23 protein-coding genes are annotated in these 26,739 nt (G+C 67.6%); 7 read left to right on the plus strand and 16 right to left on the minus strand.

The window, feature by feature from the left end; genetic code table 11:
* Window positions 1–30: 30 nt before the first annotated feature.
* Together ACWGCN_RS31960 and ACWGCN_RS31965 are read right to left on the minus strand one after the other, a co-directional pair.
* Entirely contained in the window at window positions 31–546 is a 516-nt protein-coding gene (locus ACWGCN_RS31960) for a hypothetical protein (protein ID WP_452458993.1), read from the minus strand.
* A 170-nt stretch (window positions 547–716) separates the two neighbouring features.
* A complete protein-coding gene (locus ACWGCN_RS31965; RefSeq protein ID WP_378638030.1) occupies window positions 717–1,214 on the minus strand; it encodes a peptidylprolyl isomerase in 498 nt (165 codons plus the stop codon).
* A 78-nt stretch (window positions 1,215–1,292) separates the two neighbouring features.
* Between ACWGCN_RS31965 and ACWGCN_RS31970 the strand changes: the two genes are divergently transcribed.
* On the plus strand, window positions 1,293–4,625 hold the full coding sequence (locus ACWGCN_RS31970; RefSeq protein WP_452458992.1) for an arabinosyltransferase domain-containing protein: 3,333 nt from the start codon (window positions 1,293–1,295) through the stop codon (window positions 4,623–4,625).
* 73 nt (window positions 4,626–4,698) lie between these two features.
* On the opposite strand, the gene ACWGCN_RS31975 is transcribed toward ACWGCN_RS31970, so the two are convergent.
* The 5 genes from ACWGCN_RS31975 to ACWGCN_RS31995 form a co-directional block, all read right to left on the minus strand.
* Window positions 4,699–4,839, minus strand: a complete 141-nt coding sequence (locus ACWGCN_RS31975) for a hypothetical protein (RefSeq protein ID WP_165610232.1) — start codon at window positions 4,837–4,839, stop codon at window positions 4,699–4,701.
* A 183-nt stretch (window positions 4,840–5,022) separates the two neighbouring features.
* A complete protein-coding gene (locus tag ACWGCN_RS31980) occupies window positions 5,023–8,439 on the minus strand; it encodes an arabinosyltransferase domain-containing protein (protein ID WP_452458991.1) in 3,417 nt (1,138 codons plus the stop codon).
* A gap of 82 nt (window positions 8,440–8,521) precedes the next feature.
* Window positions 8,522–9,034 carry a hypothetical protein gene (locus ACWGCN_RS31985; protein WP_452458990.1) on the minus strand — a complete coding sequence of 171 codons (513 nt, stop codon included), beginning with the start codon at window positions 9,032–9,034 and terminating at the stop codon, window positions 8,522–8,524.
* Window positions 9,035–9,249: 215 nt separating this feature from the next.
* On the minus strand, window positions 9,250–9,792 hold the full coding sequence (locus ACWGCN_RS31990) for a hypothetical protein (RefSeq protein WP_378989507.1): 543 nt from the start codon (window positions 9,790–9,792) through the stop codon (window positions 9,250–9,252).
* Window positions 9,793–9,968: 176 nt separating this feature from the next.
* Window positions 9,969–10,931, minus strand: a complete 963-nt coding sequence (locus ACWGCN_RS31995) for a helix-turn-helix transcriptional regulator (RefSeq protein ID WP_452458989.1) — start codon at window positions 10,929–10,931, stop codon at window positions 9,969–9,971.
* Window positions 10,932–11,014: 83 nt separating this feature from the next.
* Between ACWGCN_RS31995 and ACWGCN_RS32000 the strand changes: the two genes are divergently transcribed.
* Complete coding sequence (locus tag ACWGCN_RS32000) at window positions 11,015–11,644, plus strand: TIGR03086 family metal-binding protein (RefSeq protein ID WP_452458988.1); 630 nt, start codon at window positions 11,015–11,017, stop codon at window positions 11,642–11,644.
* A gap of 55 nt (window positions 11,645–11,699) precedes the next feature.
* On the opposite strand, the gene ACWGCN_RS32005 is transcribed toward ACWGCN_RS32000, so the two are convergent.
* The 3 genes from ACWGCN_RS32005 to ACWGCN_RS32015 form a co-directional block, all read right to left on the minus strand.
* On the minus strand, window positions 11,700–13,709 hold the full coding sequence (locus ACWGCN_RS32005) for an arabinofuranosyltransferase (protein ID WP_452458987.1): 2,010 nt from the start codon (window positions 13,707–13,709) through the stop codon (window positions 11,700–11,702).
* A gap of 115 nt (window positions 13,710–13,824) precedes the next feature.
* Window positions 13,825–14,604, minus strand: coding sequence for a decaprenylphospho-beta-D-erythro-pentofuranosid-2-ulose 2-reductase (locus tag ACWGCN_RS32010; protein ID WP_378989511.1), 780 nt, complete (start codon window positions 14,602–14,604; stop codon window positions 13,825–13,827).
* Window positions 14,601–16,016 carry an FAD-binding oxidoreductase gene (locus tag ACWGCN_RS32015; protein WP_378989554.1) on the minus strand — a complete coding sequence of 472 codons (1,416 nt, stop codon included), beginning with the start codon at window positions 16,014–16,016 and terminating at the stop codon, window positions 14,601–14,603. The genes ACWGCN_RS32010 and ACWGCN_RS32015 overlap by 4 nt, the downstream gene beginning before the upstream one ends.
* A gap of 27 nt (window positions 16,017–16,043) precedes the next feature.
* On the opposite strand from ACWGCN_RS32015, the gene ACWGCN_RS32020 reads away from it, so the two are divergent.
* On the plus strand, window positions 16,044–16,541 hold the full coding sequence (locus ACWGCN_RS32020; protein WP_378989513.1) for a GtrA family protein: 498 nt from the start codon (window positions 16,044–16,046) through the stop codon (window positions 16,539–16,541).
* Here the strand turns inward: ACWGCN_RS32020 and ACWGCN_RS32025 are convergent, their stop codons facing one another.
* The 3 genes from ACWGCN_RS32025 to ACWGCN_RS32035 form a co-directional block, all read right to left on the minus strand.
* Window positions 16,542–17,168 (minus strand): pyridoxamine 5'-phosphate oxidase family protein, encoded by a 627-nt coding sequence (locus ACWGCN_RS32025; protein WP_378989514.1) that lies wholly within the window; start codon window positions 17,166–17,168, stop codon window positions 16,542–16,544.
* Between the two features lie 168 nt (window positions 17,169–17,336).
* A complete protein-coding gene (locus tag ACWGCN_RS32030) occupies window positions 17,337–19,496 on the minus strand; it encodes a molybdopterin oxidoreductase family protein (RefSeq protein WP_452458986.1) in 2,160 nt (719 codons plus the stop codon).
* 107 nt (window positions 19,497–19,603) lie between these two features.
* Window positions 19,604–20,107 carry a hypothetical protein gene (locus ACWGCN_RS32035; RefSeq protein WP_378989518.1) on the minus strand — a complete coding sequence of 168 codons (504 nt, stop codon included), beginning with the start codon at window positions 20,105–20,107 and terminating at the stop codon, window positions 19,604–19,606.
* Window positions 20,108–20,298: 191 nt separating this feature from the next.
* Between ACWGCN_RS32035 and ACWGCN_RS32040 the strand changes: the two genes are divergently transcribed.
* Both ACWGCN_RS32040 and ACWGCN_RS32045 read left to right on the plus strand, forming a co-directional pair.
* The gene (locus tag ACWGCN_RS32040) at window positions 20,299–20,883 is read left to right on the plus strand and encodes a DUF4282 domain-containing protein (protein ID WP_378638068.1); all 585 of its coding nucleotides are present in this window, start codon (window positions 20,299–20,301) and stop codon (window positions 20,881–20,883) included.
* Between the two features lie 121 nt (window positions 20,884–21,004).
* Window positions 21,005–21,850 (plus strand): helix-turn-helix domain-containing protein, encoded by an 846-nt coding sequence (locus ACWGCN_RS32045; protein WP_378989519.1) that lies wholly within the window; start codon window positions 21,005–21,007, stop codon window positions 21,848–21,850.
* On the opposite strand, the gene ACWGCN_RS32050 is transcribed toward ACWGCN_RS32045, so the two are convergent.
* Window positions 21,834–22,253, minus strand: a complete 420-nt coding sequence (locus tag ACWGCN_RS32050; RefSeq protein WP_378638073.1) for a MarR family winged helix-turn-helix transcriptional regulator — start codon at window positions 22,251–22,253, stop codon at window positions 21,834–21,836. The two genes, ACWGCN_RS32045 and ACWGCN_RS32050, sit on opposite strands and share 17 nt — an antisense overlap.
* A gap of 85 nt (window positions 22,254–22,338) precedes the next feature.
* Here ACWGCN_RS32050 and ACWGCN_RS32055 point away from each other — a divergent pair, with 85 nt between their 5' ends.
* On the plus strand, window positions 22,339–23,814 hold the full coding sequence (locus ACWGCN_RS32055) for an MFS transporter (RefSeq protein ID WP_452449886.1): 1,476 nt from the start codon (window positions 22,339–22,341) through the stop codon (window positions 23,812–23,814).
* Between the two features lie 60 nt (window positions 23,815–23,874).
* On the opposite strand, the gene ACWGCN_RS32060 is transcribed toward ACWGCN_RS32055, so the two are convergent.
* Window positions 23,875–24,426 carry a dTDP-4-dehydrorhamnose 3,5-epimerase family protein gene (locus ACWGCN_RS32060; RefSeq protein WP_266295138.1) on the minus strand — a complete coding sequence of 184 codons (552 nt, stop codon included), beginning with the start codon at window positions 24,424–24,426 and terminating at the stop codon, window positions 23,875–23,877.
* A gap of 3 nt (window positions 24,427–24,429) precedes the next feature.
* Complete coding sequence (gene rfbA, locus ACWGCN_RS32065; protein ID WP_378638078.1) at window positions 24,430–25,302, minus strand: glucose-1-phosphate thymidylyltransferase RfbA; 873 nt, start codon at window positions 25,300–25,302, stop codon at window positions 24,430–24,432.
* A gap of 245 nt (window positions 25,303–25,547) precedes the next feature.
* Here rfbA and ACWGCN_RS32070 point away from each other — a divergent pair, with 245 nt between their 5' ends.
* Complete coding sequence (locus ACWGCN_RS32070) at window positions 25,548–26,594, plus strand: alpha/beta hydrolase (RefSeq protein ID WP_378989523.1); 1,047 nt, start codon at window positions 25,548–25,550, stop codon at window positions 26,592–26,594.
* Window positions 26,595–26,739 lie beyond the last annotated feature (145 nt).

Raw genomic sequence — 26,739 nt, forward strand, 5'->3', positions numbered from 1 at the left:
GCTGGACCAAGTCTGATCGCGTGCGACCCGTTACCGCCGGTAGTTCGGGTGCGGGTTGTACCCGGCGCCTGGTTGCGGTGCCTGCGATTGATTCTGAGGGTGCGGCGCGTAGGCGGGTGCGCCGTATCCGGGAGGCCCCTGCTGCCACTGGCCCTGGGCTTGCGGCGCGCCGTACGGAGCGGGTGCGCCCTGTGGCCAGTGGCCCTGCGCCTGTGGCAGCCCGTTGGGGGCGGGCGGGTAGCCCTGGGGTGCTGTAGCGGCGCGGCGGGCCCGGCGCGACCGGAGATTGCTCCGCAGCCAGAACGCGGAGCCGATGCTCATCACGGCGCCGCCGCCGATCAGCATCCACCCGGTGCGTTTGTTCTGGGCTTCTTGCTCGCCGGCGTCACGCTCCACCGACGAGCCCTTACTGGTCGTCACGCAGGTCTGGCCCGCCGACATGGCCTTGCCGTCGCAGTCGGCACCACTGTTGAGTGTGACGATTCCGCCGAAGACGAGGAAGGCGCCGAACACTACGCCCAGCACCGAGTAAAGAAGGTCTTTCACGTATTCCCCCAAGAACTTTGATCAGTCGAGACACCGTACCCCGTGCCCCGCGACACCTTCACGAGCGCATCGGCGACGACTCGACGGCCGTAATCGCATTCTGGGAGCCGATCGAAAAACGGGCCGCCACCGATGAATTCGGTGGCGGCCCGGCACGCTGCGTCGAAGAACTAGGCGACAGAAGCAGATTCGATGATGACGTCGTCGACGGGGACGTCCTGGTGGGGGCCCGCGCTGCCGGTGGTGACGGCGGCGATCTTGTCGACTACCTCGGTGCCGTCGGTGACCTTGCCGAAGACGGCGTAGCCCCAGCCCTGGCCCTGGGGGGCGGTGTGGTTGAGGAAGGCGTTGTCGGAGATGTTGATGAAGAACTGGGCGGTGGCCGAGTGCGGGTCGTTGGTGCGGGCCATCGCCACGGTGTACTTGTCGTTCTTCAGGCCGTTGGTGGCCTCGTTCTGGATCGGCGCCTGCGTCGGCTTCTGCTTCAGGCCGGGTTCGAAGCCGCCGCCCTGCACCATGAAACCGGGGATGACGCGGTGGAACACGGTGCCGGCGTAATGGCCCGAGTTCACGTAGTTCACGAAGTTGGCGACCGTGTTCGGCGCGGCCTGGTCGTCCAACTCGAGCACGATCGGTCCGTAATTGGTTTCGAGATTCACCTTGGTCATGGAGTCGAGTCTAGGGAAGTGCACTGCTGAGGCGTGCGACCCCTCACAAGTACCGAGGGACAGATAGCATGTCGAACCGTGCCAGACGCCGCAACAGCTGTTCTCTCCAAGCCTCCTGCCGAACCGGTGGCCTCCGCGAAGGACTTCCGGACCGCGCGATGGATCGCGATGGTCGCCGGGATTCTCGGCGCCCTGTTCGCGGTGGCTACGCCGTTTCTGCCGGTCACCCAGACGACCGCGCAATTGAACTGGCCGCAGAACGGTTCGCTCGGCAATGTGCAGGCGCCGCTGATGTCGCAGGTGCCGATCGATCTGAACGTGTCGATTCCCTGTAGCGCCGTGTCGACGCTGCCCGAGCAAGGCGGGATGCTGCTGGCGACCGCGCCCCCGCAGGGCGACCGGGCGGCCTTGGAGGCGCTGTTCGTGCGCGTCTCCGATACCGCGGTCGATGTGGTGGACCGCAATGCGGTCGTCGCGTCGGCGGACCGGTCGGCGATGGACGGGTGCTCGGCGATCCTGATCACGTCCGATCAGGACCGCACGACCGCGGAGTTCGTGGGGCTGACCAAGCAGGTCGAGCGGCCGATCGCCGGTCAGCCCGGTGCGGTGGAAACCGTGCAGGTGCCCGTGCAGGGGCAGCTCGCCGGTGACCTGCGGCCGCAGATCGTGGGCGTGTTCACCGATCTGAAGGGTGAGGTGCCGCAGGGTCTTTCGCTCACCTCGACGATCGACACCCGTTTCTCGTCGAGCCCGTCGCTGATCAAGCTGGTCGCGATCATCGCGGCCGTGCTGTGCACCCTGCTGGCGCTGGCCGCGCTGGGCCGCCTCGACGGCAGTGACGGGCGTGGGCACCGCCGCTTCCTGCCGCGCAACTGGCTGAAGCCGACCTGGGCCGATGGTGCGGTGATCGGCACGCTGCTGGTCTGGCATTTCGTCGGCGCCAACACCTCCGACGACGGCTACATCCTGTCGATGGTGCGCGTGGCCCCCGACGCGGGCTATACGGCCAACTACTTCCGCTGGTACGGCGTCCCCGAGGCCCCGTTCGGCTGGTACTACTACGTCATCCAGGTGTTCGCGGAGATCTCCACGGCCAGCCCGTGGGTGCGCGTGCCCGCGCTGATCTGCGCGATCCTGTGCTGGATGGTGATCAGCCGCGAGGTGGTGCCGCGCCTCGGCAATGCCGTGAAGCGCTCGCAGGTGGCGCTGTGGACCGGCGGACTGGTGTTCCTGGCGTTCTGGCTGCCGTTCGACAACGGCCTGCGCTCGGAGCCCATCGTCGCCCTCGGCGCACTGCTCACCTGGGTGTCCATCGAACGCGCCATCGCCACCGGCCGTCTGCTGCCCGCGGGCATCGCGGTGCTGATCGCGGCGTTCACCCTCGCCGCCGCGCCGACCGGCTTGATGTGTGTGGCCGCGCTGCTGGCCGGTATCCGGCCGCTGGTGCGGATCATCGTGCGCCGTCATCGCCAGTTCGGCACGCTGCCGCTGCTGGCTCCGATCGCCTCGGCGGGCGTGCTCGTGCTCACCGTGGTCTACGGCGACCAGACCTTCGCCGGCATCCAGGAAGCCAACCGGGTCCGTCAGGCCACCGGCCCGAACCTGGCCTGGTACGAGGACTACCTGCGCTACTACTACATGTTCGTCGAGACCGTCGACGGCTCGCTGGCCCGCCGGTTCGCCTTCCTGGTGATGCTGCTGTGCCTGTTCACGACGCTGCTGGTGCTGCTGCGCCGCCGTCAGGTGCCGGGGATCGCGTCGGGTCCGACGTGGCGGCTGATGGGGATCGTCTTCGGCACGATCTTCTTCATGATGTTCAACCCCACCAAGTGGACCCACCACTTCGGCGCCTACGCGGGCATCGCGGGTGGGCTCGCGGCGGTGACGGCGGTGGCGGTGTCGCAGAGCGCGCTGCGCTCCCGCAAGAACCGGGCGATCTTCCTGGCCGGTTTGCTGTTCGTGCTGGCGCTGTCGTTCTCAGGCATCAACGGCTACTGGTACGTGTCCAGCTACGGCGTGCCGTGGTTCGACAAGACCATCTCGCTGCGCGGCGTCCACTCGAACACGGTGATGCTCGTCCTGTTCGGCGTGGCCTTGGCCCTGGTCGGCTGGTACGCGCTGCGCGAGGACTATGTGAAGCCGGTGCCGTCGGTGAAAACCAAGCGCGGCAACAGGATCCGCAAGTTCGCGGCTATTCCGCTGACCATCGTGGTCGGCCTGATGGTGCTGTTCGAAGTGCTCTCGCTGGTCAAGGGCGCGACGCAGCAGTACCCCGGCTACTCGCTCGGCCGCTCCAACATCGACGCGCTGAGCGACAACTCGTGTGGCCTGGCCAACGACGTGCTGGTCGAATCCGACCCGAACGGCGGCAGGCTCGACCCCATCGTCGACCCGGCCCGTCCGTTCACCGACCCCAACGATCCCCTCGCGGGCACCGGCTCGGTCGGGTTCACACCCAACGGCGTGCCGAGCGACCTGTCCGCCGACGCGGTCGAAGTGAAGCCGGGCACCGGCAACACCAGCAACCAGTCGGTCGGCGCGGCCTTCGCCGAAGGCGAGAGCGCGGGCACCGGAGGTGGTGAGGGCGCACTCGGCGTCAACGGTTCCACCGTGGCGCTACCGTTCGGACTCGACCCCGCGCAGACCCCGATTCTCGGCTCCTACCAGGAGGGCATGCAGCAGCCCGCCCACCTGGAATCGGCCTGGTACGGTCTGCCTGCTCGCTCGGACGACTCGCCGCTGGTCGTGATCAGCGCGGCCGGTCGCATCGCCTCCAAGGACGACTCCGGCTCCGACAAGTACGGTCAGGCGCTGTTCGTCGAATACGGCACCCGTAACCCCGACGGCAGCGTCACCACGCTCGGCGCCTACCAGCCGCGCGATATCGGCCCCGCGCCGTCGTGGCGCAACCTGCGCGTGCCGCTGGCCGACCTTCCGGCCGAGGTGAACGCGGTGCGCGTGATGGTGAACGACCCGATCCTGATCGGTGACCAGTGGCTGGCGTTCACCCCGCCGCGGGTGCCCGAGTTGCAGACTCTGGACACGTTCATCGGCCGTGACCAGCCGGTACTGCTGGACTGGGCCGTCGGCCTGCAGTTCCCGTGCCAGCGTCCGTTCGCGCACAAGAACGGCGTGGCCGAGGTGCCGAACTACCGGATCCTGCCGGACCGTCCGCTGGCGATCTCGTCGACCGACACCTGGCAGGCGCAGGAGTTCGGTGGTCCGCTCGGCATGACGCAGATGCTGGCGGCCCGGGTCACCATCCCGACCTACCTGAAGGACGACTGGGCCCGCGACTGGGGCTCGCTGGAACGCTACGACCAGTACGCGCAGGCCACGCCCGCGCAGCTCGAGACCGGCACGGCGGCGCGCAACGGGCTGTGGAGCCCGGGACCGCTGCGGGTGTTCTGACCTCGGACGAACAGTAAAAGGCGCGGATCACGTTATGTGGTCCGCGCCTTTTCGGTTGGATGGGGGACAGGAGTCAGACGTTGAGCATGCGACGGTTCAGGTCGCGGCGTAATACCTCTTGTGAAGGCAGTCTTTCCAGTACCCGCATTACGGCCGGTCGTAGTTCTTGCTTCTCGTCGTTGCTGAGCAACTCGACGAGATCTCGTAGATCCATGTCATCGAAGGCTCCTGTCATACCCACCAGGGTACGTGCTCAAACGTGCAGGCACAGGACCTTTAGGCTGTCATTTACAGGTGTTTCATCAAACCGAAACCCTAACGGACACTGAGGGTTTCGTAAGTGACATGGGCAAGTGCCCGGTCACTGCCCTTGCGCTGCCATAGTCTCTACGCCGTTCTACTGCGCCCGAATTGCCGGTTCTTTCGCTCGTCCTGTCTGATCGATCACAGTCACCCCGATCTTCGCGGGCGGTGCCGGCTGATAGGGCGTGAACCGCTCGAGCGAGCCCCAGTCCCGGCCGAGATCGTGGTCGAGATAGGTGGGCACAGTCTCGGCCTTCAGGAGCAGATTTGTCCACCCGAGCGGGCCGCCGCCGATGTCGTCCTGCCAGGCGTTGGACGCGTCCGAGCCGACCCGGTCGGGCAGAATCCGCCACTGCGGAGCCTCCGCGACGCCGTCGTGATGCTCGAACGGGCGCTGGCAGGGGAACGCGAGGCCGACGTGCCAGTCGAGCAGCACCGGCGCGGTCCGGCCGACCACCGAGTCCAGGGTGGCCAGTTTCGGCAGCCGCGGCGGCGTCACCGCGAGCCACTGCTTGCCGGTGATGTCGTTGTCGGCGGCGACCAGGCGCACCGCGTTCACGCCTGCGGGCAGCTGATCGATCGGCACGCGCAGGTTGCGCCACGATGGGGCCGGGCCGATGTCCATCGGCGCGACCGAGCCCGTCACCTCGACGGAACCGTCGGCGGCGCGGGTGCCGTATTCCAGACGCAACTCCTGGCCGTAGTGCACGACGCCGTCGGTGTCGACGTAGCGGATCCGCCCGGCCGCGGTGACCACGAGGGCCTGATACGCGGGATCGTCGCGCACGCTGTCGCCGAGGTCGACGCGATACCACTGTGAGGTCAGCTTCGCCTGCTGCTGCACGCCGTCCTGGAAGGAGCCGAGGACCGGAGTGCGGGCGGGGTCGAGGCCGAACGGCAGGGCGACGGTGCTGCCGTTGATGCCGGGTTCGGCGCTGGTGCCGCCGCCGGTGCCCGCGCCGGTGGTCTTGGTGGTCTTGTTGGCGGAATCGGTGTCGACCGAGTTGGCGCCGCCGACCACGGTCTCGTCGGCATCGGCGGTGAGGTCGTCGGCCACGCCGTCCGGGGTGAAGCCGGTGGATTCGGCGTTCAGTCCGTCGGCGGGGGCGCCGGTATAGGGGGTGAGCAGGGAATCGGCCGTATTCGATTCCACCAGAACGTCATTGGCCAGGCCACACGTATTGCCTTGCAGCGAATTGAGATTCGACTTCGCGATGGAGTACGCGGGGTACTGGGTGATGGCGCCCTTCGCCATCGACGCCACCTCGAACAGCACCAGCAGGGCCGCCGCGATGGTCAGCGGCATGGTCGCGAAGCGGTCGAAACGTCCGGTGTCGCTCGGTGTCCGGTACGGGGCGCGCAGGTGGAAGTACAGGGCGACCAGCAGCGCGAGGATGCTGAGACCGAGGAACAGCGTCGAAACGCCCTTGCCCGCCACCATCGGCGCCTTGTCCCAGAACGGCACGCCGTAACTGGAGACATACCACCAGCCGTTGGAGCCGGTGAAAGTCATCGCGAGCAGGAACAATACCGCCGCGGTGAACAGCGCTCGATTGCGTGGAGCCTTGATTCCGTTGGTGCCCACCGCAACCGCCGCCAGTGCCGCCAGCGAACCCGCCAGGCCCGCGTAGACGCCGAAGTGGTGGGTCCACTTGGTGGGCGTCCACATCATCAGCAGGAGCGCGGCGAAGACGATGCCGAGAATGCGCACCGACGGGCCGCGCGAGGTGCCGGGGATGCGGCCCTTGCGCAGCACCTGCAGGATGCAGACGAGCAGGCACAGCAGCAGCACCAGGACGCCGAACCGGCGGGCGAGCGAGCCGTCGGGCGACAGCATGAACAGCGAGTCCCAGCGGGTGCGTTCGTCGAACCAGGCGACGTTCGGTCCGACGAGGGTGCGGACTCGGGTGGCCTCCATGACGGTGGCCAGCGTCTGGTCGGCGAAAACGATGATGAGCACCAGCGTGCCTGCCGCGATGCCGGGGGCCAGCAGCGCGGCGTAACGGAAGATCTTGGCGCCCAGCGAGAGCCGATCCGCCTTGTCCGGGCTTGCCGAGCTGTTCGTGCGAGCCGGGCTGGTGGAGTCGGTCGCGGCGTCCGTCTTCGCGGTACTGCGGGCGACGGGCGACGGTTGGTCGTCGGCGGCGTCGAACTCGCTGTCGGCGGCGATCCGACGCGGGCGCAGACCCTGCGCGCGTTTGATGATCACCTGCATGACCGGCCGGGTGCCGGCGATCAGGGCGGCGATGCAGATCAGGCCGGTCGGGCCCGCCGCCAGCGAGAACGCGGCGACGAGGATCGCCAAGGCGGCAGGCAGCAGTCGCGCGGTGGCGATGGCGCGTTCGATGAGGCACCAGGTGAGCAGCGCGCCCGCCGCGATCAGCGGTTCGGGGCGAAGGCCGTTGTCGTACGGGAGCCAGAAGGCGAGGAACACCAGGCCCGCCGTCCACAGCGCCACCTTGTCGCGGCGCACACGAGCACCGAGACGGGGCAGCACTTCCCGGCTGATCACCGCCCAGCAGACCAATCCGGCGGCGAGCGCGGGCAGGCGCATCCAGGGACTGGCGTCGGAGATCTTCGTCATCCAGGCGAGCAGTTCGTAGGACCAGCCGAACGGCGCCTCCGGCACCCCGAACCAGCGGTAGTAGTTCGCCATGTAGCCCGACGGGCCCGACGCGCGCGCCATATTGAGGATGTAGCCGTCGTCGGAGGTGTTCGCGCCGATCACATGCCAGCCGAGCAGCGTCACGACCACCACCACGTCGGCCGGGGTGATCCGCCACCAGTGCCGGGGCAGGAAGCGGCGGGCGCGGCGGCCGTCGGTGGTGTCGAGCAAGTGCAACGCGATCAGCGCGAGCAGGGTGAACACACCGGCGCCGATCATCGTCGCCAGTTTCAGCGTCGTCGGCGTCGAGGTGAAGCGGGAGTCGATATCGGCGTGCAGCCGGGCGCCGGTGAGAGCGGCCGAGTCGAGGTCGGTGTAGACGCCGACGATCTGCGGGCGCTTGTCCACGGTGACGGTGTTGCGGAACGGCGTCCCGTCCTGGCGTGCCGCCCCGACGAACTCCACGGTCGTGGCCTCGATGGTCGAGACGATGCTGATCCGCTCACACCCGGCGATCTCGGCGATCGGCGCCGACAGCATCGGCACATCGCGCGCCTGCACCCCCAGCACGCCGTCACGCACGGTGACGCTCAGTCCGCGGTCGGCTTTGCCCGAGGCGACCGGAATCGTCGTGAGCAGGGTGGTCGCGGTGGGGTTCTCCGCCCCGGGACCCGGCAATCCGCTCAGCATCGTGCACGGCAGCTGGGCGTCGAGCCGCTGCGGCACATACGACACCAGGGGTGCCTCGACGCTGGTCGCGCCCGCTTGCGGCCAGTCCAGGCTCGCGCGGTCCTGGCGCACCGGTAACAGCGGTGTGAGCAGGGCAAGCACGAACCCGAGCAGCCCACAGACGAGGGCGATCAGGCGGTATCGGGTGAACGCTCGTTCAGATCGGTCCGGTCGCACGGGGTCTGATGCTAGCCATCGAACCTGTGCGCGGGTCGGCGCCGCTCCTAACGGGCCGCCGCAGCGACGGCGCAGGTACGTCTCAACCCGTGCGGCGGTCGGCCCAGTCGAGCTGGGATCGGGCCCAGTCGGGGATCTCGGTGTCGGGGCGCGGGAAGGCGGCGAATTCGGCGCGCAGGTCGTCGGCGGTGACCTCGGGCATCCAGTCGGCGACCGAGCCGGTGGAGTAGTTGGTCTTGTACCGGGTGGGACCGGCGATGAAGATCTCGGCGCTGAGCCAGGCCCCGGTGTTCGGGTCGTAGGACATGCGCTTGTGATCGGTGAGGTATTCGAGCACCTCGGTGGGCGGCATCAGGTTGGTGACCGTTCCGTCGCGCTCTTTGATCTGCACGCCGGCGACGGTTTGCTCGCCGACCTGCAGTGACCACAGCAGGGCGAATTTCTGGCCGGGTGCGAGCATGGCGATGGTGGCGTCGATGACGACCCGCTCGATCGCGGCGAGCGAGTCGAGTTGCTCGCGCGGTTCCGGTTCACGGCCGATACGTTGCGGCCGTGACAACAAAAGATCGATCCGCTCCGGTCGGTTGAGCGTCATAGCTATACCTCTGCATCCGTACCGATCAGCGCTACCAAAACCTGATTTCGGTCGGCCGAACTTCCAACATTTCGCAGCGTACTCGCCCCGCGACACCGACCGCGCGGTTTGTTGACACTGACCGGACATATTGTGGTCTATCGAGCTTCCGCACACCAGTAGCTATCGGGTGTCGATAGACACAGGGTCGACGCCGTCACACCGCGGGGATCAGCTCACGCCGCCGATGCGCGCAGCGCGAACCAGCCTTCGCGCGGGTCGGCGAAGCCGTGATAGACCAGGGGAATGCGCTGGTCGATCGCGAAATACCGGTAGACGGCCTCCATCGCCTGGCGGACCGAATGCGCCTGGAAATCATCGATGCGGCGCACTCCGATGCGCCACTCGGGCAGCATCGCCAGCCGGGTCAGTTCCGCGGGATCGTCCACATCCAGCCCCCATGGGGCGGGTTCCTCGATGAGATGGTCGTGCAGCACCTCGCGCGCGACCGGCGGATCGTGGCGCGGACCGGAGAACGCGACTTGCTGCGCGCGTGCCAGCCCCCGGGTGTCCAGCGGCGTGCGCACGGCCTGGATCAGGTCGATCAGCTCGGCGTCCGGGGTGGGTTGCGGTATTCGCCCGGCGAGGGGCGCCTGTTCGAGCAGGTGCATCATCTGACCGCCGAGAACCAGCGGTTCCGGCACCAGGAAAACGCTGATGCTCGGGCAGGAACAGTTCAAGCCGGTGAGGCACACCCTCGTGTGCAACGGATCGGACATACGTCCTCCTCCGATAGCGGGTCGCCGGGACCCGTGACGTGCAGGATCTGGTTTCTACGCCAGCCGCCGGGAGAGTTCGAATCCGCCGGCGACGACCGTGCCGCACCAGTCAGTGTAGTGCCGTCGAGCGGGATGAACACCTGCTTCCGGCACGGAAGGGGCACGATCTGCGGCGGCTACCCGGCGACCGATTCGTTGTAGCGGCGGGCCAGGGTGCGCAGGTGCGCGACCAGCTCGGGCGGGCCGTCGACGCGGAAATCCATCATCAACATGCTGAGGTAGATCGCGATCGTCTCCATCGCGTCGGCGCCGGTGAGCAGCACGCAACTGTGCTCGTCGATCGGCTCGACCACGCCGACCGCCGGGTTGATCCTGGCGATCACGGTCTCCGCGGATTCGAGGACGGTGACGCGGGCGTGGACGCGCCAGCCGGTGGAGGCGATATGACGCATGACGAAGGCGACCAGGTCGTCGTGTGGGAGGGAGCGCGGGGCGAACACGCGGGTGCCCGCCTCGGCCCGGGTGATCCCGGCGGCAGGCAGTGCCGTCCAGTCGTGGGTGCGCATGCTGTAGGCGACCAGGTACCAGCGACGTTGCCAGTTGATCAGCCGGTAGGGCTCGAGTTCCGTTGCACCGTCGGAGGTTTCGACGGTGACAGCGGTGGTGCGGCGGACCGCGTCGGCGAGGGTGGTGAGGATACCCGCGGCGACCGGTGCGTCCGGTTCGCGGGAACCGGTGGTGGCGGGGCCGATCTCGGTGGCGTCGCGCAACGCGGAGACCTTGCGCTGCAAGCGTTTCGGGAGGATCTGTTCGATCTTGCGCAGTGCTCTGGTGAGCTGGTCGCCGATATCGGAGACGGCGAGCGAGCCGTCATGGGCCACGGCGATGGACAGCGCGACCGCCACCGCTTCCTCGTCGTCGAGGAGCAGCGGCGGCATGGTCGCGCCGCGGCCGAGGCGGTAGCCGCCGATCGCGCCCCGTTCGGCGTGGACGGGATAGCCGAGTTCGCGCAGCCGTGAGATGTCGTTGCGCACGGTGCGTTCGGTGATCTCGAGGCGGTCGGCGAGCTCGCGCCCGGTGTAGGCGCGGTCCTGCAGCAGGGCGAGCAGACGCAGGACGCGCGGGGTTGTCGCAGCCATTTTCCACCTCGTCGAAAATTAGGAAAGAAACGAGCCTAATAGGTTTCTAGGCTGGAGTCATCACCGAAACGAAAGGCATCATCATGAACAGCACCGCAGCCCTCGAAACCGTCTGGCGCGACGTGGTCGCCACCTCCTACCGGGCCCTCGGCGACGTCGTGGACGGGATCGCCGACGACCAGTGGAACCTGCCCACCCCCTGCTCGGACTGGACCGTCACCCAGGTCATCCAGCACGCCGCGGGCGACCAACTCGCCTACGCCGCTGCCCTGGGAGTCGGCCCCGGCCCGTCCTACAACCCCTTCGATCCCTCCGGTGAGATCGACGGTTCCGCCGCCGCCCTGGTCCGCGAAGCCGTCGACCAGACCGCCGCGGCGTGGGCCACGGTCGCCGACGAAACCACCACTGTCCCCACGCCACTCCCGCACGGCGACCTCCCGACCCCCGTCGCGGCCACCCTCGCCGCTCTCGACGCCGCGGTCCACGCCTGGGACATCGCGATCGCCACCGGCCAGCCGTCGCCCCTCACCGACGACCTCTCCGCCCATCTTCTGACCGCCGCCCGCACCATCCACCCGGCCCCCGGTTCAGGCACCGACGCCGAAATCATCGAACCCCTGCGCCAGTGGGGCGCCTACGCCGCCGTTGTCGAAACAGCGGCCACCACGCCCACCGCCGAACTCCTGCACTACCTCGGCCGCGCCGCTGTGTGAGCCGGGGTTCGGCCACCGGTCGAGGACATGGCCTCGCCACAGTGGTCGTCGAGTATCAGCGGCGCACGGTGATCAGGGTGAAGGGGCCGATTTCGGTGGCGGTGAAGGCGGGGTCGATGAAGAGAGACTTGGGGAAAGAGACTGTGTAGCGCTTGACGTTCGGGTCGTTGGGGTAGACGTCTTCGGCCAGGCGCAGGGTGTAGTTGTCGCCGTCGTTGCGGAAGAGGAAGGCGTCGGGGGCGCGCCACGGGGACTTCGCGAGGGCTTCGACGAGGGCCGGGGAGTCGGGGAGCTTGCTCCAGTCGGCGATGGTGGCGGCGCGAGCCTTGAAGTCCGACAGGGGGTTCGCGTAGTGGGAGGTGAGGGCCTGGAAGCCCCAGTAGGGGTAGAAGGCCAGGAAGGTGGTGTCCGCGGTGAGGACGACGGATTCGTCTCGGGGACGGCCGGTTTGCGCCAGGATGGCCGCATCGATCTCGCGGTAGTGCGAGACGGCGGAGGGTTTGCGCTGGTCGGCTCGTTCGCCGTTGCCGTCGGTGTCGGTGTAAGCGGTGTCGATCTCGTGGGTCAGCACGGTGGGGATCGTCTGGGCGAAGGCGATGGCGCCGAGGACGGCGATCGCGGCAGCCGCGGTGCGCATCGGGGCGGGCTCGTTCACCGCCTGGTAGAGGGCGGTCGCGCCTTCGACGAAGCCGAAAACGCCCGCGGCGGCGAGCAACGCGAGCAGGACCGGCTCCAGCCGGAAGGACAGCAGGGTCGTGCCTGCCGCGGTCGCCATCATCGAGAGCAGGGTCCACAGGTAGATCGATACGACGCCGAGGCCCAGTGCCTGTGCGCGCCTCGATGATCCGGCGCGAACTACGAGCCACAGCACGCCGATCATGCACAGGGCTCCCCGCAGGGAGAACTCCAGCATCGGGAACGCCAGCTGTGCGCCGGACTCCGGCAGATAGTGGAAAGCGCTGCCGGAGGGAAGTTTCGCACCGGACGCCATCTTCAGCAGATACGGCGTCCACACGACCAGGGCGAGCACGATGGCGATGCCGCCGATTGCCGCCAGCCTGGTCAGCGGCGCGATCGCGGCGCGCCAGGCGGGCGGAGCGCTCAGCGGGATAGTTCCGCCCGTGGCGGAGGAAACGCCGGGGGTACCGGCGTCAGCAGCCGCGCCCGCTCGCGCGCCGCCCAGACGGCTTGCCCGCCGCCCAGCTGCCCGCTGTGCGTAGACCGCGAACCCGGCCGCCACCACCGCCATGATCACCACGGTGAACGCCGCGATCGCCAGGTACAACGTGTAGAAACACGCCGCCACCCCGAGGAACAGCCCCGTACCGAGCACCGCGCCCCACCCACCGGACCGCCGATGCAGCGCACCCCACGCCAGCACCAGCACCGGCGGAACGAACACCACGAGCACCGCGCCATAAGCCTCGGGCGAGGCGTACGCCAACGTCATCGCCGTGACCGCGGCGGCCGCGCCCACCGCCATGTCGGCCCGCACCAACTGCATCCACAACACCAGCGCCACCGCGGCCGCGATGGCGAGCAGCCCGATCGCGTACGGCTTGAACACTTCCCAGCCGTCCATCCCGAGCACGTTGCCCACGCGCCCGCCGATCCAGAACCACCCGGCCGGATAGAACGGCGGCAGATCCACATACGTCATATCGCGCAGCGCGGCACTGTCGGTGAGCCGGGTCAGGTACTCGGTCCGGAATTCCTGATCCACCGAGACACCGAACAGGTACAGCTTCGTCGCGGCCAGCGGCATCCCCAGCGTGACCGTGACAAAGCTCGAGATGCCCACCCAGGACAGCAGTTTCGCCACCACCGGCCACTTGCGCAGCCGAATCAGCAGCACCGAGACCACCAGCAGCGCGACCGCGACGACTTGTCCCACCGTGGTCAGCGCACGAGTCACATTGGAGGAGTTGAACGCGGGCCACTGCACCGCCGAGAACGCGAACAGCCCCACCACGGCGACCACCAGCGCTACACCCGCGGCGGCAGCCCCCTCGCCGACCCCGCTCCAGATCTTGCGCCCCGCCCGCACCTCGTCATTGGTCGTCATCGGCGCGCAATCCTCCGGCTCCACTGTGCTCAACGGTCCGGGCCAGCCTAGTGGAGCCGAAAAGCAGAACTGCCGCACCATCCGGGGATGATGCGGCAGTCCTGAACGCAGTCGATCAGATCGGGAGCTTGCGGAAGATCGGGCGCGGCACGTGGCGCAGGGCCGACATCAGGAAGCGGGCCTCGCCCGGCGCCCAGACGATCTCGGTGCCCTTCTCCGACGCGGTGACGGCGAGCTTGGCGACGTCTTCCGGGTCGACGGTGAGCGGAGCTTCCTTGGCGCCGGTGGCTTCCCAGTGGGCCTTTGTCGCCGAGGTGCGCACCTGCATCGGCCGGATCACGGTGACGCGCGGCCCGAAGGGACGCAGCGCCTCGCCGAGGCCGAGGTAGAAACCGTCGAGGCCGGCCTTGGTGGAGCCGTAGACGAAGTTGGAGCGGCGAACGCGCTCACCGGCCACCGAGGACATCACGATGATCCGGCCGTGGCCCTGGGCCTTGAACTTGTCGCCCACCAGCACGCCCACCGACACACCGGCGGTGTAGTTGATGCCGACGGTCATGACCGCCTTGCGCTGGTTCTGCCACAGCTCCTCGGCATCGCCGAGCACACCGAACGCCACGATCGCGACATCGACGTCACCCGCGGCGAACGCGGAGTCGACGACCTTGGGGTGCGACTCGGTGTCGAGCGCGTCGAAGTCGACGACGTCGACCTGGGTCGCGCCCGCGGCCTTCACCTGGGTGACGGCGTTCTCGAGCAGCGGATCGCCGGGCAGGTTCGCCAGGATGACCCGGGCCGGGCTCTTGGCCAGGTACTCGGCCACGATCGCGAGACCGATCTCGGAGGTGCCGCCGAAGAGCAGGATGGTCTGCGGGTTGCCAACTGCGTTGATCACTGGAGCTCCAGCCTCCTGGCCATATCGGACATGAACACGCCATTCGGGTCGACGCTGCGGCGGACCTTGATCCACTCGTCGATCCGCGGGTACATCTTGTGGAAGGTCTCGGCCGACGTGCGCGAATCCTTCGCGGTGTAGAGCCGCCCGCCGAACTCGAGCACGCGCCGGTCGAGCTCGGTGACGAACTCGTTGAGCCCACGCGAGATCGGGAAGTCGACGCAAATGTTCCAGCCGGCCATCGGGAAGCTCAGCGGCGCCTGGTTGCCCTCGCCGAACAGCTTGAACACATTGAGGAACGAGTAGAAACCCGAGCTCTGGATGTCGATGATGATGCGCTTGAACTCTTCGACCGACTCCGGCGGAACCACGAACTGGTACTGCAGGAAGCCGTTGGAGCCGTAGCCGCGGTTCCATTCGCCCATCATGTCGAGCGGGTGATAGAAGGCGGTCAGGCTCTGCGCCTTGCCCCGGTAGGTGCCCGACTTGCGGTACCAGATCTCACCGATCGGCCCGAAGGTGTACTTGTTGGCCAGCCCGTTGGGGAACACATCGGGCAGCGTGAAGAAGGTCTTGCCGTTGAAGCGCAGCGGGTCTTTCTGCAGCTTCTTCGGCAGCTGGTCGACCTTGGCCAGGTTGCCGCGTGAGATGGCCGCGCGTCCCAGGTTGGGCAGCGGGCTGATGGCGTCGAACCAGGCCGAGCTGTATTCGTACTTGTCCTCGGAGCCGTCGCTGTGGAAGGCGATGGTCTCGTCGAGGGTGCTGGTCACGTCGCCGTCGGCGATGAAGTACGCCGTCTCGGTGGGGGTCATCTCGACGGTGGCCCGCAGGATGATGCCGGTCAGGCCGCAGCCGCCGATGGTCGCCCAGAACAGCTCCGGATCGGACGCGGCGGTGATCGTGCGGACGACACCGTCGGCGGTGAGCAGATCCATCGAACGCACGTGGTTGCCGAAGCTACCGGCGCTGTGGTGGTTCTTGCCGTGGATATCGGAGCCGATGGCGCCGCCGACGGTGACCTGGCGGGTACCGGGTAGGACCGGAACCCATAGGCCGAACGGCAGCGCTGCCTTCATCAGCTGGTCGAGGTCGACGCCGCCGTCCACGTCGACGAGGCGGGTGGCCGCGTCGATGCTGTGGATCTTGTTCAGCGCGGGCATGTCGATCACGAGGCCGCCCGCGTTTTGCGAGTTGTCGCCGTAGGAGCGGCCGAGGCCACGCGCGATCACGCCGCGTCGCAGATGCGCCGGCTTCGAGTCGTTGTCCTGCGCCACCATGCTCACGGCCTTGGCGATCAGTTCCGGATCGCTGGTCGAGAGCACTTCGGCGGAGGTGGGTGCGGTGCGACCCCAACCGGTGAGCTTGCGGGTGCGCGTAGGGAGCGCGAACGCCTCATCGTTGGTGGTCGAAATGTTCTCAGACATCGGCTAAGAGGCTACATGCATGGCGCGAGGAGCGACCGGTCTCGTAGTCTTCCTCACGTGCAAGCCCAACCGCATCTGCCGCTGCCCGCCGAAATTCCCCTGGTCGACGAGCCCGGCGGGACCGAAGTCGACCTCAAGACGCAGATCGTGCGGTTCACGCTGACGGGTGGTTTGTCGGCGATCGTCGACTACGGCATCTACAGCCTGCTGCTGAATCTGCTCGGGTGGCCGGTGAGCCTGGCGAAGGCGATCAGTTTCGTCGCAGGCACCACCACGGCGTACCTGATCAACCGGCGCTGGACGTTCAAGGCAGAGCCGAGCAGGGCCAGGTTCTTCGCGGTGGTGGCGCTCTACGCGGTGACGTTCGCGGTGCAGGTGGGGATCAACGCGGCGCTGTACTTCGCGCTGCCCGACGAGTGGTGGCGCCAGCCCCTCGCGTTCGTGATCGCGCAGGGCACCGCAACCGTCATCAACTTCGTCGTGCAGCGTGTGGTGATCTTCAAGATCGAGTAGCTAGCTGGCCTCGGCGATGGCCGGTGCCTGCTTGCCCGCCTTGACGCCGAAGTAGTCGCCGCCCTTGGCGCGCACGTTGTCGGTGCCCCATTCGCGCTGGTCCCGCGAGACCGGCACCATCTGCGGGATGTGCTTGCGGCAGTGGATGTAGGCCTCTTCGACATCGACCACCACCCACACCTGCGAGGTCTTTCCTCGCTCGGCGGGCGGCAGATCGGTGACGTCCTCGCGCAGCTCGCTGTCGGCGACCATGCGGGCTTTTCCGTTGATGTGCAGGCCGATGAGGTCGCGAACGAAGTCGATCATCAGGATTCCCACGTGCGGGTTCTCGAGGATATTGCCCAGGCTGGCCATCACCCCGTTACCTCGATATTCGGGGTACGCAATCGTGCGATCGTCGATCACGTGCAGGAATCCGGGGGTCCCCGCCCGGAAGCTGGAGTCACATTCGCCGTGTGAATCGGAGGTGGCGATGAAGGCCATGTCCATCCGGGCGACGAAATCGACCATCGTGGGATTCAGATAGTCGATCACCTGGTCGTCGTAGAAGCGCTCGGCTCTGTCCGAGGTGCCCAACGTGTCCTGTAGCTCGTGTTCTCCGTCGCTACCGACGAATTTTTCGGGCATCGGGCCCCCTCTGCTAGCCGTACCGGTTGATGCGGGCTTCTAGACGAAACCCCCGCTGTGACCGCAATCTCACCCAGTCTAGGGGACTCTCACTGCCGGTGGGGCGTGTCCATTGTTGCGAAGGATATGAAAGCCGAGTTTGCGCAACAGTTTCCGGACCCGGACTGATCAGGCCGGACCTACCGTCACCGGCACCCCGTTGAACACGGCGGTTCCGGACACCACGTCGACCACCGAATCATCGGTCAGCACATTGGCGTTCACGCCCGCGTGCGCCAGCGCGACCGACTGGGTGCTGCTCGCGCCGTGGCCCCAGCCGTGCGGCAGGCTCACCACGCCGCGCATGATCGTCGGCGTGAGCTCGACCTGCACCGTCAACGAGCCCGCCGCCGAGGTGATCTCGGCCTGTTCGCCGAGGCCGAGGCGGGTCGCGTCGTCGGGGTGGACCTGGAGAGTGCAGCGGTTGGAGCCACCGACCAGACCCGCGATGTTGTGCATCCAGCTGTTGTTGGAGCGCAGCTGACGTCGTCCGATCAGCACCATCGCGGGCGCGGTGCTCGCCAGTCCGGCGCGCAGGCGTGCCACGTCCGCGAGCAGTTGCGGCGGTGCCAGCTCGACCAGCTTCGACGCGGTGCGCAGGACACCGGGCAGTCGTGGGCGCAGTGGGCCGAGGTCGATGCCGTGCGGGTTGTCCAGGAGGGTTTTCAGGCTCAGTTCGCCGCCGTTCCACGCGCCGTACGGGCCGAGCTTGAGCATCAGATCGAGGCGCTGTTCGGTGGTGTCCGTGCCGGTCAGCTCGTCGCGGCGTTCGCTCATGCCGGCCTTGTGCAGGGTGCCGGCGATCACGAGCTCGTCGACCATCGCGATCGGACTGGCCGCGCCCGTCCCGGCATGCGGCTGACCACTCACCGCGGCGGCGAGCCGGGCCACCACGGCCGATTCCGAGGGCCGCTCGCCCAGCGCGACCAACGGCGGCGAGTAGCGAGCGTAATTGCGCACCGCGAACTGCAGCAGCGCGAAATCGAAGTGCGGTGACTGCACCGAACGCGGTGGCGGCAGGATCACGTTCGCGTGTCTCGTCGTCTCGTTGACGTAGCGATCCACACTGACCATGAACTCGAGCCCGGCCAGGCCACGGTCGAGTCGCGCACCGCTCGGCGCGGACAGCACGGGGTTGCCCGCCACCGTCACCAGCGCCTTGATCTGCCCCTCACCCGGTGTTTCGATCTCGTCGGCGAGGGTGGCGACGGGCAGTTCGCCCATGGCCTCCGGCAGCTCGCGGACCCGGCTGGTCCAGCGGCCGAGGCGGAACGGCTTGCTGCGCTGCACCCCGCCCGCCGCGGCATCGGCGAACATGGCGCCGCCGGGGGAGTCCAGGTTGCCGGTGAGGGTGTTGACGGCATCGACCAGCCACTGGGTGAGCGTGCCGAACTCGGCGGTGCACGTGCCGATCCGCGCGTAGACGGCCGACGTGGGCGCGGCCGCGAGTTCGCGGGCCAGCGCGCGGATGGTGCCTGCTGGGATGCCGGTGCGCTCGGCCACCGCTTCCGGTGGGAAATCGAGGGCGGCCGTGCGTAGTTCGTCGAGTCCGGCCACGTCGACGCGCACGTCGGTCAGGCCCTCGTCGAACAGCGTGTGCACGACCCCGAACAGCAGATACGCGTCCGAACCCGGCCGGATGAACAGGTGCTGGTCGGCGAGTGCCGCGGTTCTGGTCTCGCGCGGATCGACCACCACCAGCTTGCCCCCGCGCGCCCGCAACGCCTTCAACCGCCCGGGGAAGTCGGGCGCGGTGCACAGCGACCCATTGGATTCGAGCGGATTGGCGCCCAGCATCAGCAGGAAGTCGGTGCGATCGAGGTCGGGGACCGGCACCGTCAGCGGGTCGCCGAACATGAGTCCGGCCGCGACCTGCTTGGGCATCTGATCGGCCGAGCTCGCGGTGTAGATGTGACGGGTGCTCAGCGCCCGGATCAGGACGGGCAGATAGAGCGCGCCCGCGACGGTGTGCGCGTTGGGGTTGCCCAGGTACACCGCGGACGCGCCACGGGGGATCTCGGCGAACGCGGCCGCGATCAGGTCGAACGCCTCGTCCCAGCTTGCCGCGCGGAACCCGTCACCGTCGCGGATCAGCGGGGTGGTGACGAGGTCGGGATCGCCGTCGAGCTTGCCGAAGCTGGCGCCTTTCGGGCACAGGAAGCCCTTGCTGAACGGGTCGTCGCGGTCGCCGCGTACCGACAGCACCTGGTCGGCGTCGTCGAGGGTGACCGTGAGACCGCAGACGGCCTCACACAGCGGACAGGTACGCAGGAGCGAACGTGGAGCCATACCCCATGCTTACGCCCACTGGGGCGGGCGATGGCCGGAAACGCCGAAAACCCGCGAGCTGCGACGTCGGGGAGGCGTCGCGGATCGCGGGTTCGGGCTGGTTCAGGTCAGCTGGCCAGGGTCAGCGCCGCGCGCTTGCCGACCTGCTTGCCGGTCTGCCTGCGGGCCATTGCCGAGCGAACGGCCGCACCGAGGGCGACGACCGGCGGGATCCAGCGAGCCTCGGTGGGGGCGACGCCCCAGGAGGCGCTGCCCGCAGCGAGCTGGGTGGGCGGCAGCGGGATGCTGGCGCCGTCGGTGTGCACGATGACGCCTGCCTCACGCATGGCCTCGATCGCCATGGCGGCCTTGCGGACACCGGTGACCAGGTGGATCTCGCGACGCTCCTGGCCCGGGATCTCGATCACGGGGCCGGACAGGTTGTTGGCGCGCAGGAAGCGGCGAACGTCGCCCGCGATCTCACCGGTGATCTCGATGGCCGAGACCTCGTCGTCGGTGATCAAGCACAGACCGTTGGTGGTTTCAGCGACCGTCCATCCACGCGCGGTGTACTCCTGCGCGGCGGCACCTTTGTCGGCGGCCGTAGTGGTGGTCGGAAACGTCGTGCGCACTGTGTTCTCCATTCCCCGAAGAGCTCTGTTCCTGCGTTCATGGGCGTATCGGCGGGAGGTGGCCGACTCGTTACGCCGTTACCGAAAAATATTCGAGAGTGTCTGCTTCGTCTCAGTCCGGTAACCTTCGCTATCGCAGGTACGGTGCCGACAGGTTGGCGTCGGGGTCGAAAGCGGGCAGGATTCGAAGCATGACCGAAGCGCCTGGCACTCCCGAGTCGAACGACGAGGATGTCGAGGAATTCGACGCCGAATCCCGTTGGCTCTCTTGGAAAGAGGCCGGTGGCAAGCGGCCCGATCGTGCCGGTGAAGTCTCCTACGAAGCCGATCTGGCGCGCGACGCGGGGTTCGAAGAGCCGTTCCGCAGTACCGGTTCGGCCAAACAGTGGGCCGCCGAGGCCGCCCGTTCGCTGCTGGATGTGCAGTTCCGCAGGCCCGCGACCAGGACTTTGCTACCGCTGGCCTACGTGCTCGGTGTCGCGTCCTTCGGCATCGGCCTGCCGATCGCCTTCACCGTGCTGATGTGGAAAGCCTCCGCGGTGCTGGGGGTGCTCGCCGCGCTGGTGTCGATCCCGTTGGGGCTCACCATCGCGGCCTCGGTCCGCCTGATGCTCGAGTTCGCCGACAACGCCGCCCGGTTGGCCGGCCGCGTCGAACACATCAGTGATCTGGCCGACGGCCTGTTCCAGGCGCTGTCCGATGTCGCCGAGCCTGTGAGTCAGCTCTCCGAAGACGTTCGTGCGGTGCAGTTCTGGCGGTTCCGCAAGAAAAAATAGGTCTTGCGCGGTGTCCGATTCATTGTGAAACAATCCGTACGCAGATCCGGATATGTCGGCTGCGTAGGTCGGTCTCCGAAAGTTCTGTCCGGAGACCGGAGTTCGGATACAGGGGGGAAGTATGGCTTCACCACAGGGCGTCACCGGTTCCACGATGCCGCGCAGGCAGTTGGGCAGGCACTTACGTGACCTGCGCAATCGTGCGCGGATGACAACCAGAACCGCGGCGGCGCAACTGGAGTGGTCGGAAGCGAAGATCTGGCGGATCGAAACGGGGCAGACGTCGTTGCGCAGCCTCGACGTCGAGGCCATGTGCAAGGTGTACGGCGCGCCGGCCGATCTGGTCGAACCGCTGGCCGCGTTGGCTCGCGAAACCAAAGCACGGGGTTGGTGGACGAGCTACGGCGACGTGATCGCGGAGGGATTCGAGGTCTACATCGGCCTCGAGGAAGCCGCGTCGGGGCTCGCGCTCTACGAGGACGGCCTCGTCCCCGTCCTGTTGCAGACCGAGGACTACACGAAAGCGCTGCTGGAGCAGACGATCCCCGGGCTGACCGAGGCGGAGCTCGAGCGCAGGCTGCGGGTGTCGGCGGCCAGGCAAGCTCTGGTGACCAGGGCGGATGCTCCGTTGCGACTGGATGTGGTGCTGGCCGAGTCGGTGCTCACCCGTGTGATCGGTGACGACCGCGTCCGCGCGGGCCAGCTCGCGCGATTGCGGGAGCTGGCCGAGCGCGAAACGGTGCGGATCCAGGTGGTTCCCGGCGATTCCGGCTACCACGCGGGTCTCGAATCGGGTCGGTTCGTGATCCTGGATTTCGGGGTCGACGATTCGGTGGATCGACCGGAGCCGCCGGTGGTCTACGTGGAGACCTTCGCGGGCAGCACCTACCTGGACAAGCCTGCCGAATGTGATCGCTACCGGCGTGCTTTCACCGGTATCACCGCGGCGGCTACGGGCACGTTGTAGGGCTGTCCCACGAACCGGCGAGCACCGAACGGTGGGTGGGCAGGGCTCGGTCGTAGACCGCCCTGCCCTTGTCGGTGAGCTGGACGAAGATGGCGCGACGGTCGAGATCGCACATGCTCCGTTCGACCAGGCCGTCGCGTTCCAGCCTGGCCACCGCGCGCGAGAGCGCACTCTGGCTCAGGTAGATGTCCTGGGCCAGTTCTGTCATGCGGTACTTCTGACACGCCGCGTCGACCAGTCGGTCCAGCGTTTCGAATTCGCTGAGGCCGATCTCGTGGTCCCTTTGGAGCGCCTTCTCCAGGGCGCAACTCACGGCGGCATGCCTGCCGAGTAGTTCGCGCCACTGACCGACCAGCTCGGTGGGCGCTTCGGTGCGCCGAGCTGACGTTACGGCCGGGTTCATGGCCCCATCTTAGTGGTAGGCGCATGTTCATGCAACGGCATTTTATGTGTTGGCAATTAATGCACACGCATGTAATGTCCTCCGCATGACTTCGCCAGCAACGCTCTCGGCCGCAGATCAGGCGACCGATCCCACCAGGTGGCCCCTCCGCCTCTGGGGAATGCTGATCACTCTGTGCATCGTCCTTTTCCTCGACGGGCTCGACGTCTCGATGATCGGCGTCGCGCTGCCGTCCATCGGCGCCGAACTCGATCTGTCCACCTCCACCCTGCAGTGGCTCGTCAGCGGCTACATCCTCGGCTACGGCGGCCTGCTGCTGCTGGGCGGACGCACCGCCGACCTGCTCGGCCGCCGCAAGGTCTTCCTCATCGCCCTCGCGGTGTTCGCGGTCGCCTCGCTCGTCGGTGGCCTGGTGAGCGACCCCGCGCTGCTGATCGCCACCCGCTTCATCAAGGGCCTGGCCGCCGCGTTCACCGCGCCGACCGGTCTGTCGATCATCACCACCACGTTCGCCGAAGGAAAAGCGCGCAACAAGGCGCTGTCGATCTACACCGTCTTCGGCGCGGGCGGCTACTCCATGGGCCTGCTGTTCGGTGGCCTGATGACCGGCGTCGGCTGGCGCTGGACCTTCCTGCTGCCCGTCCCGATCGCGCTCGCCGCCCTGGCCGCCGCCTTCGTGCTGGTGCCCAAGGACGGTAAGGCCGAAGAAGGCGGACACGATCTACTCGGCGCGCTGCTGTCCACCGCGGGCATGTTGCTGCTGGTCTACACCGTGGTCACCGCGCCGGAAGTCGGTTGGGCTTCGGCTCGCACCATCGGTTCGTTCCTCGCCGTGATCGCCCTGTTCGCCGCGTTCGTCGTCACCGAACAGCGGGTGAAGCACCCGCTGGTCCGCCTCGGCATCCTGCGCAAGGCCTCGCTCGTGCGAGCCAGCCTGGCCATCATCGCGGTCGCCGGTTCCTACTTCTCCTGGCAGTTCATCGTGACCCTGTACATGCAGGACACCCTGGAGTGGTCGGCGCTGAAGCTGGCGATGGCCCTGCTGCCGGTCGGCATCCTGGTCGTCGGGTCGGCGTTCTTCTCCGAGAAGCTGATCGACCGTTTCGGCACCGGACCGGTCATCGCGGTCACCATGAGCGTCATGGCGATCGGCTACCTGCTGTTCCTGCGAATCGACACGGCACCCGGCTACTTCACCGTGCTGCTGCCCGCGATTCTGCTGATCGGCATCGGCTGGGTCGGTTTCCCCGCCATCAATGTGCAGGCCACCAGCGGTATCGACGACGACGAGCAGGGTCTCGCCGCAGGTGTACTGCAGACCTCGATGCAGGTCGGCGCGGCCGTCGTGCTCGCGGTGACCACCGCCATCGTCACCTCCGGCGGGCACGGTACGAGTGCCACTCCGCAGCAGATGCTCGACGCCTACCGGCCGGGCCTGGAGTTCGCGGCGGGCGTCACCATCGTCGGCGCGCTGCTCGCGCTCACGGTCTTCCTGCCCCGGTTCCGCAAGCCGGCGGAGGTCGCACCGGTCGAGGCGAAGGTTCTCGAACCGGTGGCCTGATCGGAAAACGCTGAACGGCACCACCTCGCGCAGGTGGTGCCGTTCGACGTTTCACGTGAATCAGGCGGAAAACTTCGGCGCTGCTTCGTCTTTCGCCGAGCGAACATAGGTCAGCGGGCGGCCGTCGCGGCCCTCGGTCGGCCATTCGATGCCGAGGCGCGGATCGAAAGCGTCCAGGTCCCTGTCGAACTCGGGGGAGTACTCGAGCGAACAGAGGTAGGTCACCGTCGACCGGTTCTCCAGCGAGAGGATGGCGTGGCCGAGACCCTCGGACAGGAACACCGAGCGCCGCGAGACGTCATCGAGCAGCACGCTGTCCCACCGGCCGTAGGTCGGTGAGCCCGGCCGCAGGTCGACCACCACATCCAGGAACGCACCGCGCACACAGGTCACATACTTGGCCTGACCGGGCGGATCGTCGGTGTAGTGGATGCCGCGCAGCACCCCGGCGGCCGAGACCGAGGTGTTCACCTGGTGCAGCTCGAACGGGCGCCCGGTGGCCTTCTCGAACTCCGAGGCCTTGAACGACTCGCAGAACATGCCGCGGTCGTCGCCGAGCAGACGCGGGGTCACCACCCAGGCGCCGGGGATCGCCAGTTCACGAAATTCCATGCGCTACCAGTCTTTTCCGCGGTCGATCAGATCCAGCAGGTAGCGGCCGTAGCCCGAGCGCACCATCGGTTCGGCGAGCTTGCACAGCTGCTCGTCGGAGATGAGGCCGCGGCGCCAGGCCACTTCCTCGGGCACGCCGATCTTGAGGCCCTGCCGCTCCTCGATCGTGCGCACGTAATTGGCCGCGTCGAGCAGGGAATCGAAGGTGCCGGTGTCGAGCCAGGCGGTGCCGCGGGCGAGCACGTCGACACTGAGCCGGTTCTGCTCGAGGTAGGCGCGGTTGATATCGGTGATCTCGTACTCGCCGCGCGCCGACGGCTTCAGCTCGCGGGCGATCTCGACCACGTCGTTGTCGTAGAAGTAGAGGCCGGGGATGGCGTAGTTCGAGCGCGGGACCTTCGGCTTCTCCTCGATGGAGACCGCGCGGCCCTGGTCGAACTCCACCACGCCGTAGGCGGTCGGGTCCTTCACCCAGTAGGCGAACACCGCGCCGCCGTCGATGTCGTGGAAGCGTTCCAGGCTGGCGCCGAGGCCGGGCCCGTGGAAGATGTTGTCGCCGAGGACCAGCGCCGCCGGTTCGTTGCCGATGTGATCGGCCCCGAGGACGAAGGCGCTCGCGAGACCGTCGGGTTCGGGCTGCACCACGTAGCTGATCGCGACGCCGAACTGGCTGCCGTCGCCCAGCAGCCGGGAAAACGCGTCGGCGTCCTCCGGCGTGGTGATCACCAGAATGTCGTCGATCCCTGCCAGCATGAGGGTGGACAACGGGTAGTAGACCATGGGTTTGTCGTAGACCGGGACAAGCTGCTTGCTCACCCCGCGCGTGATCGGGTGCAACCGTGAACCGGTGCCGCCCGCCAAGATGATTCCGCGCATAGGTGGCAAGTCTGCCAGTCCCGTCCGCCCCGGAGACGGGGAGGTTCCGACACGTCGACGAATTGGTCACGAACGTTTCGTGACCGGGTGTGTCGGGCGATAACTGAGACAGACAAGACGTTCATCTGATTATGTGAGCGTCGATGTGTGAAACATCACTGTGTTAGATGTCAGCGCCGACATCCGATCCGGGGGGTTTACGCCTGGTCAGGGGTCGACGCGCCAGCTGTAGAGGTAGGTGCGCGATGGTAGCCACAAAGATCACCGGCGTGATGGGTGGGCTCGCGCCCGTGGCCCCGATCAGCACCGCCGAGAGGCCGGAGTCGGGCATCATCGTCAACTCCGGCCGGACCAGTACCTCCTCGCGAGTCCTGATGGGCGCCTGCCTCGGCCTGATCGGACCGCTGCTGCGCACCGTGCCCATCAACCGGGCCACCATTCCGGTCGGCGCCGTCGCGGTCGACCTGCTGTCGCGGTTGCGGCCCGAACCGCACGGTATCGAGCGCGAGCAGATCCAGCTCCAGGGCTTCAAGATGGAAATGGTGCGGCCCGCGGGCGGATCTCGCGCGTTGCGCCACGGTGCGTTGCTGTACATGCACGGCGGCGGCTTCGCGGTCTGCGGATTGCAGACACACCGCGCGGTCGTGGCCGGACTGGCCCGGCGCACCGGACTGCCCGTCCTCAATGTCGAGTACCGGCAGCTGCCCGGTGATTCGATCGACACCTCGATCGACGACTGTGTGCTCGCGTACCGCTGGCTGCTGCGCCACGGGGCCGATCCGGCGCGCATCGTGTTCGCCGGCGACTCGGCGGGTGGGTTCCTGACCTTCGCGACCGCGATCCGCTCTCGCGAGATCGGCCTGCCGCTGCCCGCCGCCCTCGTGGGCCTCAGCCCGCTGCTCGATCTGGACTACCGGGCCAAAGAGGGCTACGTCAATGTCAACCGGGACGCCTACATTCCGCTGAAGGGCCTGGAGGCGGTCGTCCACCTGGGCGCCGAGCACGCCGGTCCGCTCGATCCCGCGCTGTCGCCGGTCAACGCCGAGCTGGCCGGGATGCCGCCGGTGCTGCTCATCGCCGCCGAGGACGAGCTCCTGCGCTACGACTGTGAACTGATGGCCCACCGGCTCACCGCCGCGGGCGTGCCCAACACCCTGGAGCTGTGGCGCGGGCAGGTGCACGCGTTCATGAGCATCCTGCCGAGCATGCCGGAGAGCCGTTCGGCGCTGGGCCGGGTGGCGAAGTTCGTCCGCACCGCGGTGGAACCGGCCCAGCGGGCACGTACGGCCTGAGAACGGCTCGGGCGGTCCTGACCACGGTCGGCCGACCGAGCCACCTCCGACACGAAGAAGCGGCCCCCGCCCGGAGTTCTCCCGGCCGGGGCCGCTTTCCATGAGTCCTTCGGCGAAATTACTTGGCCGGGGCGACGAAGGGCGG

The organism is Nocardia sp. NPDC055050 (assembly GCF_053608345.1).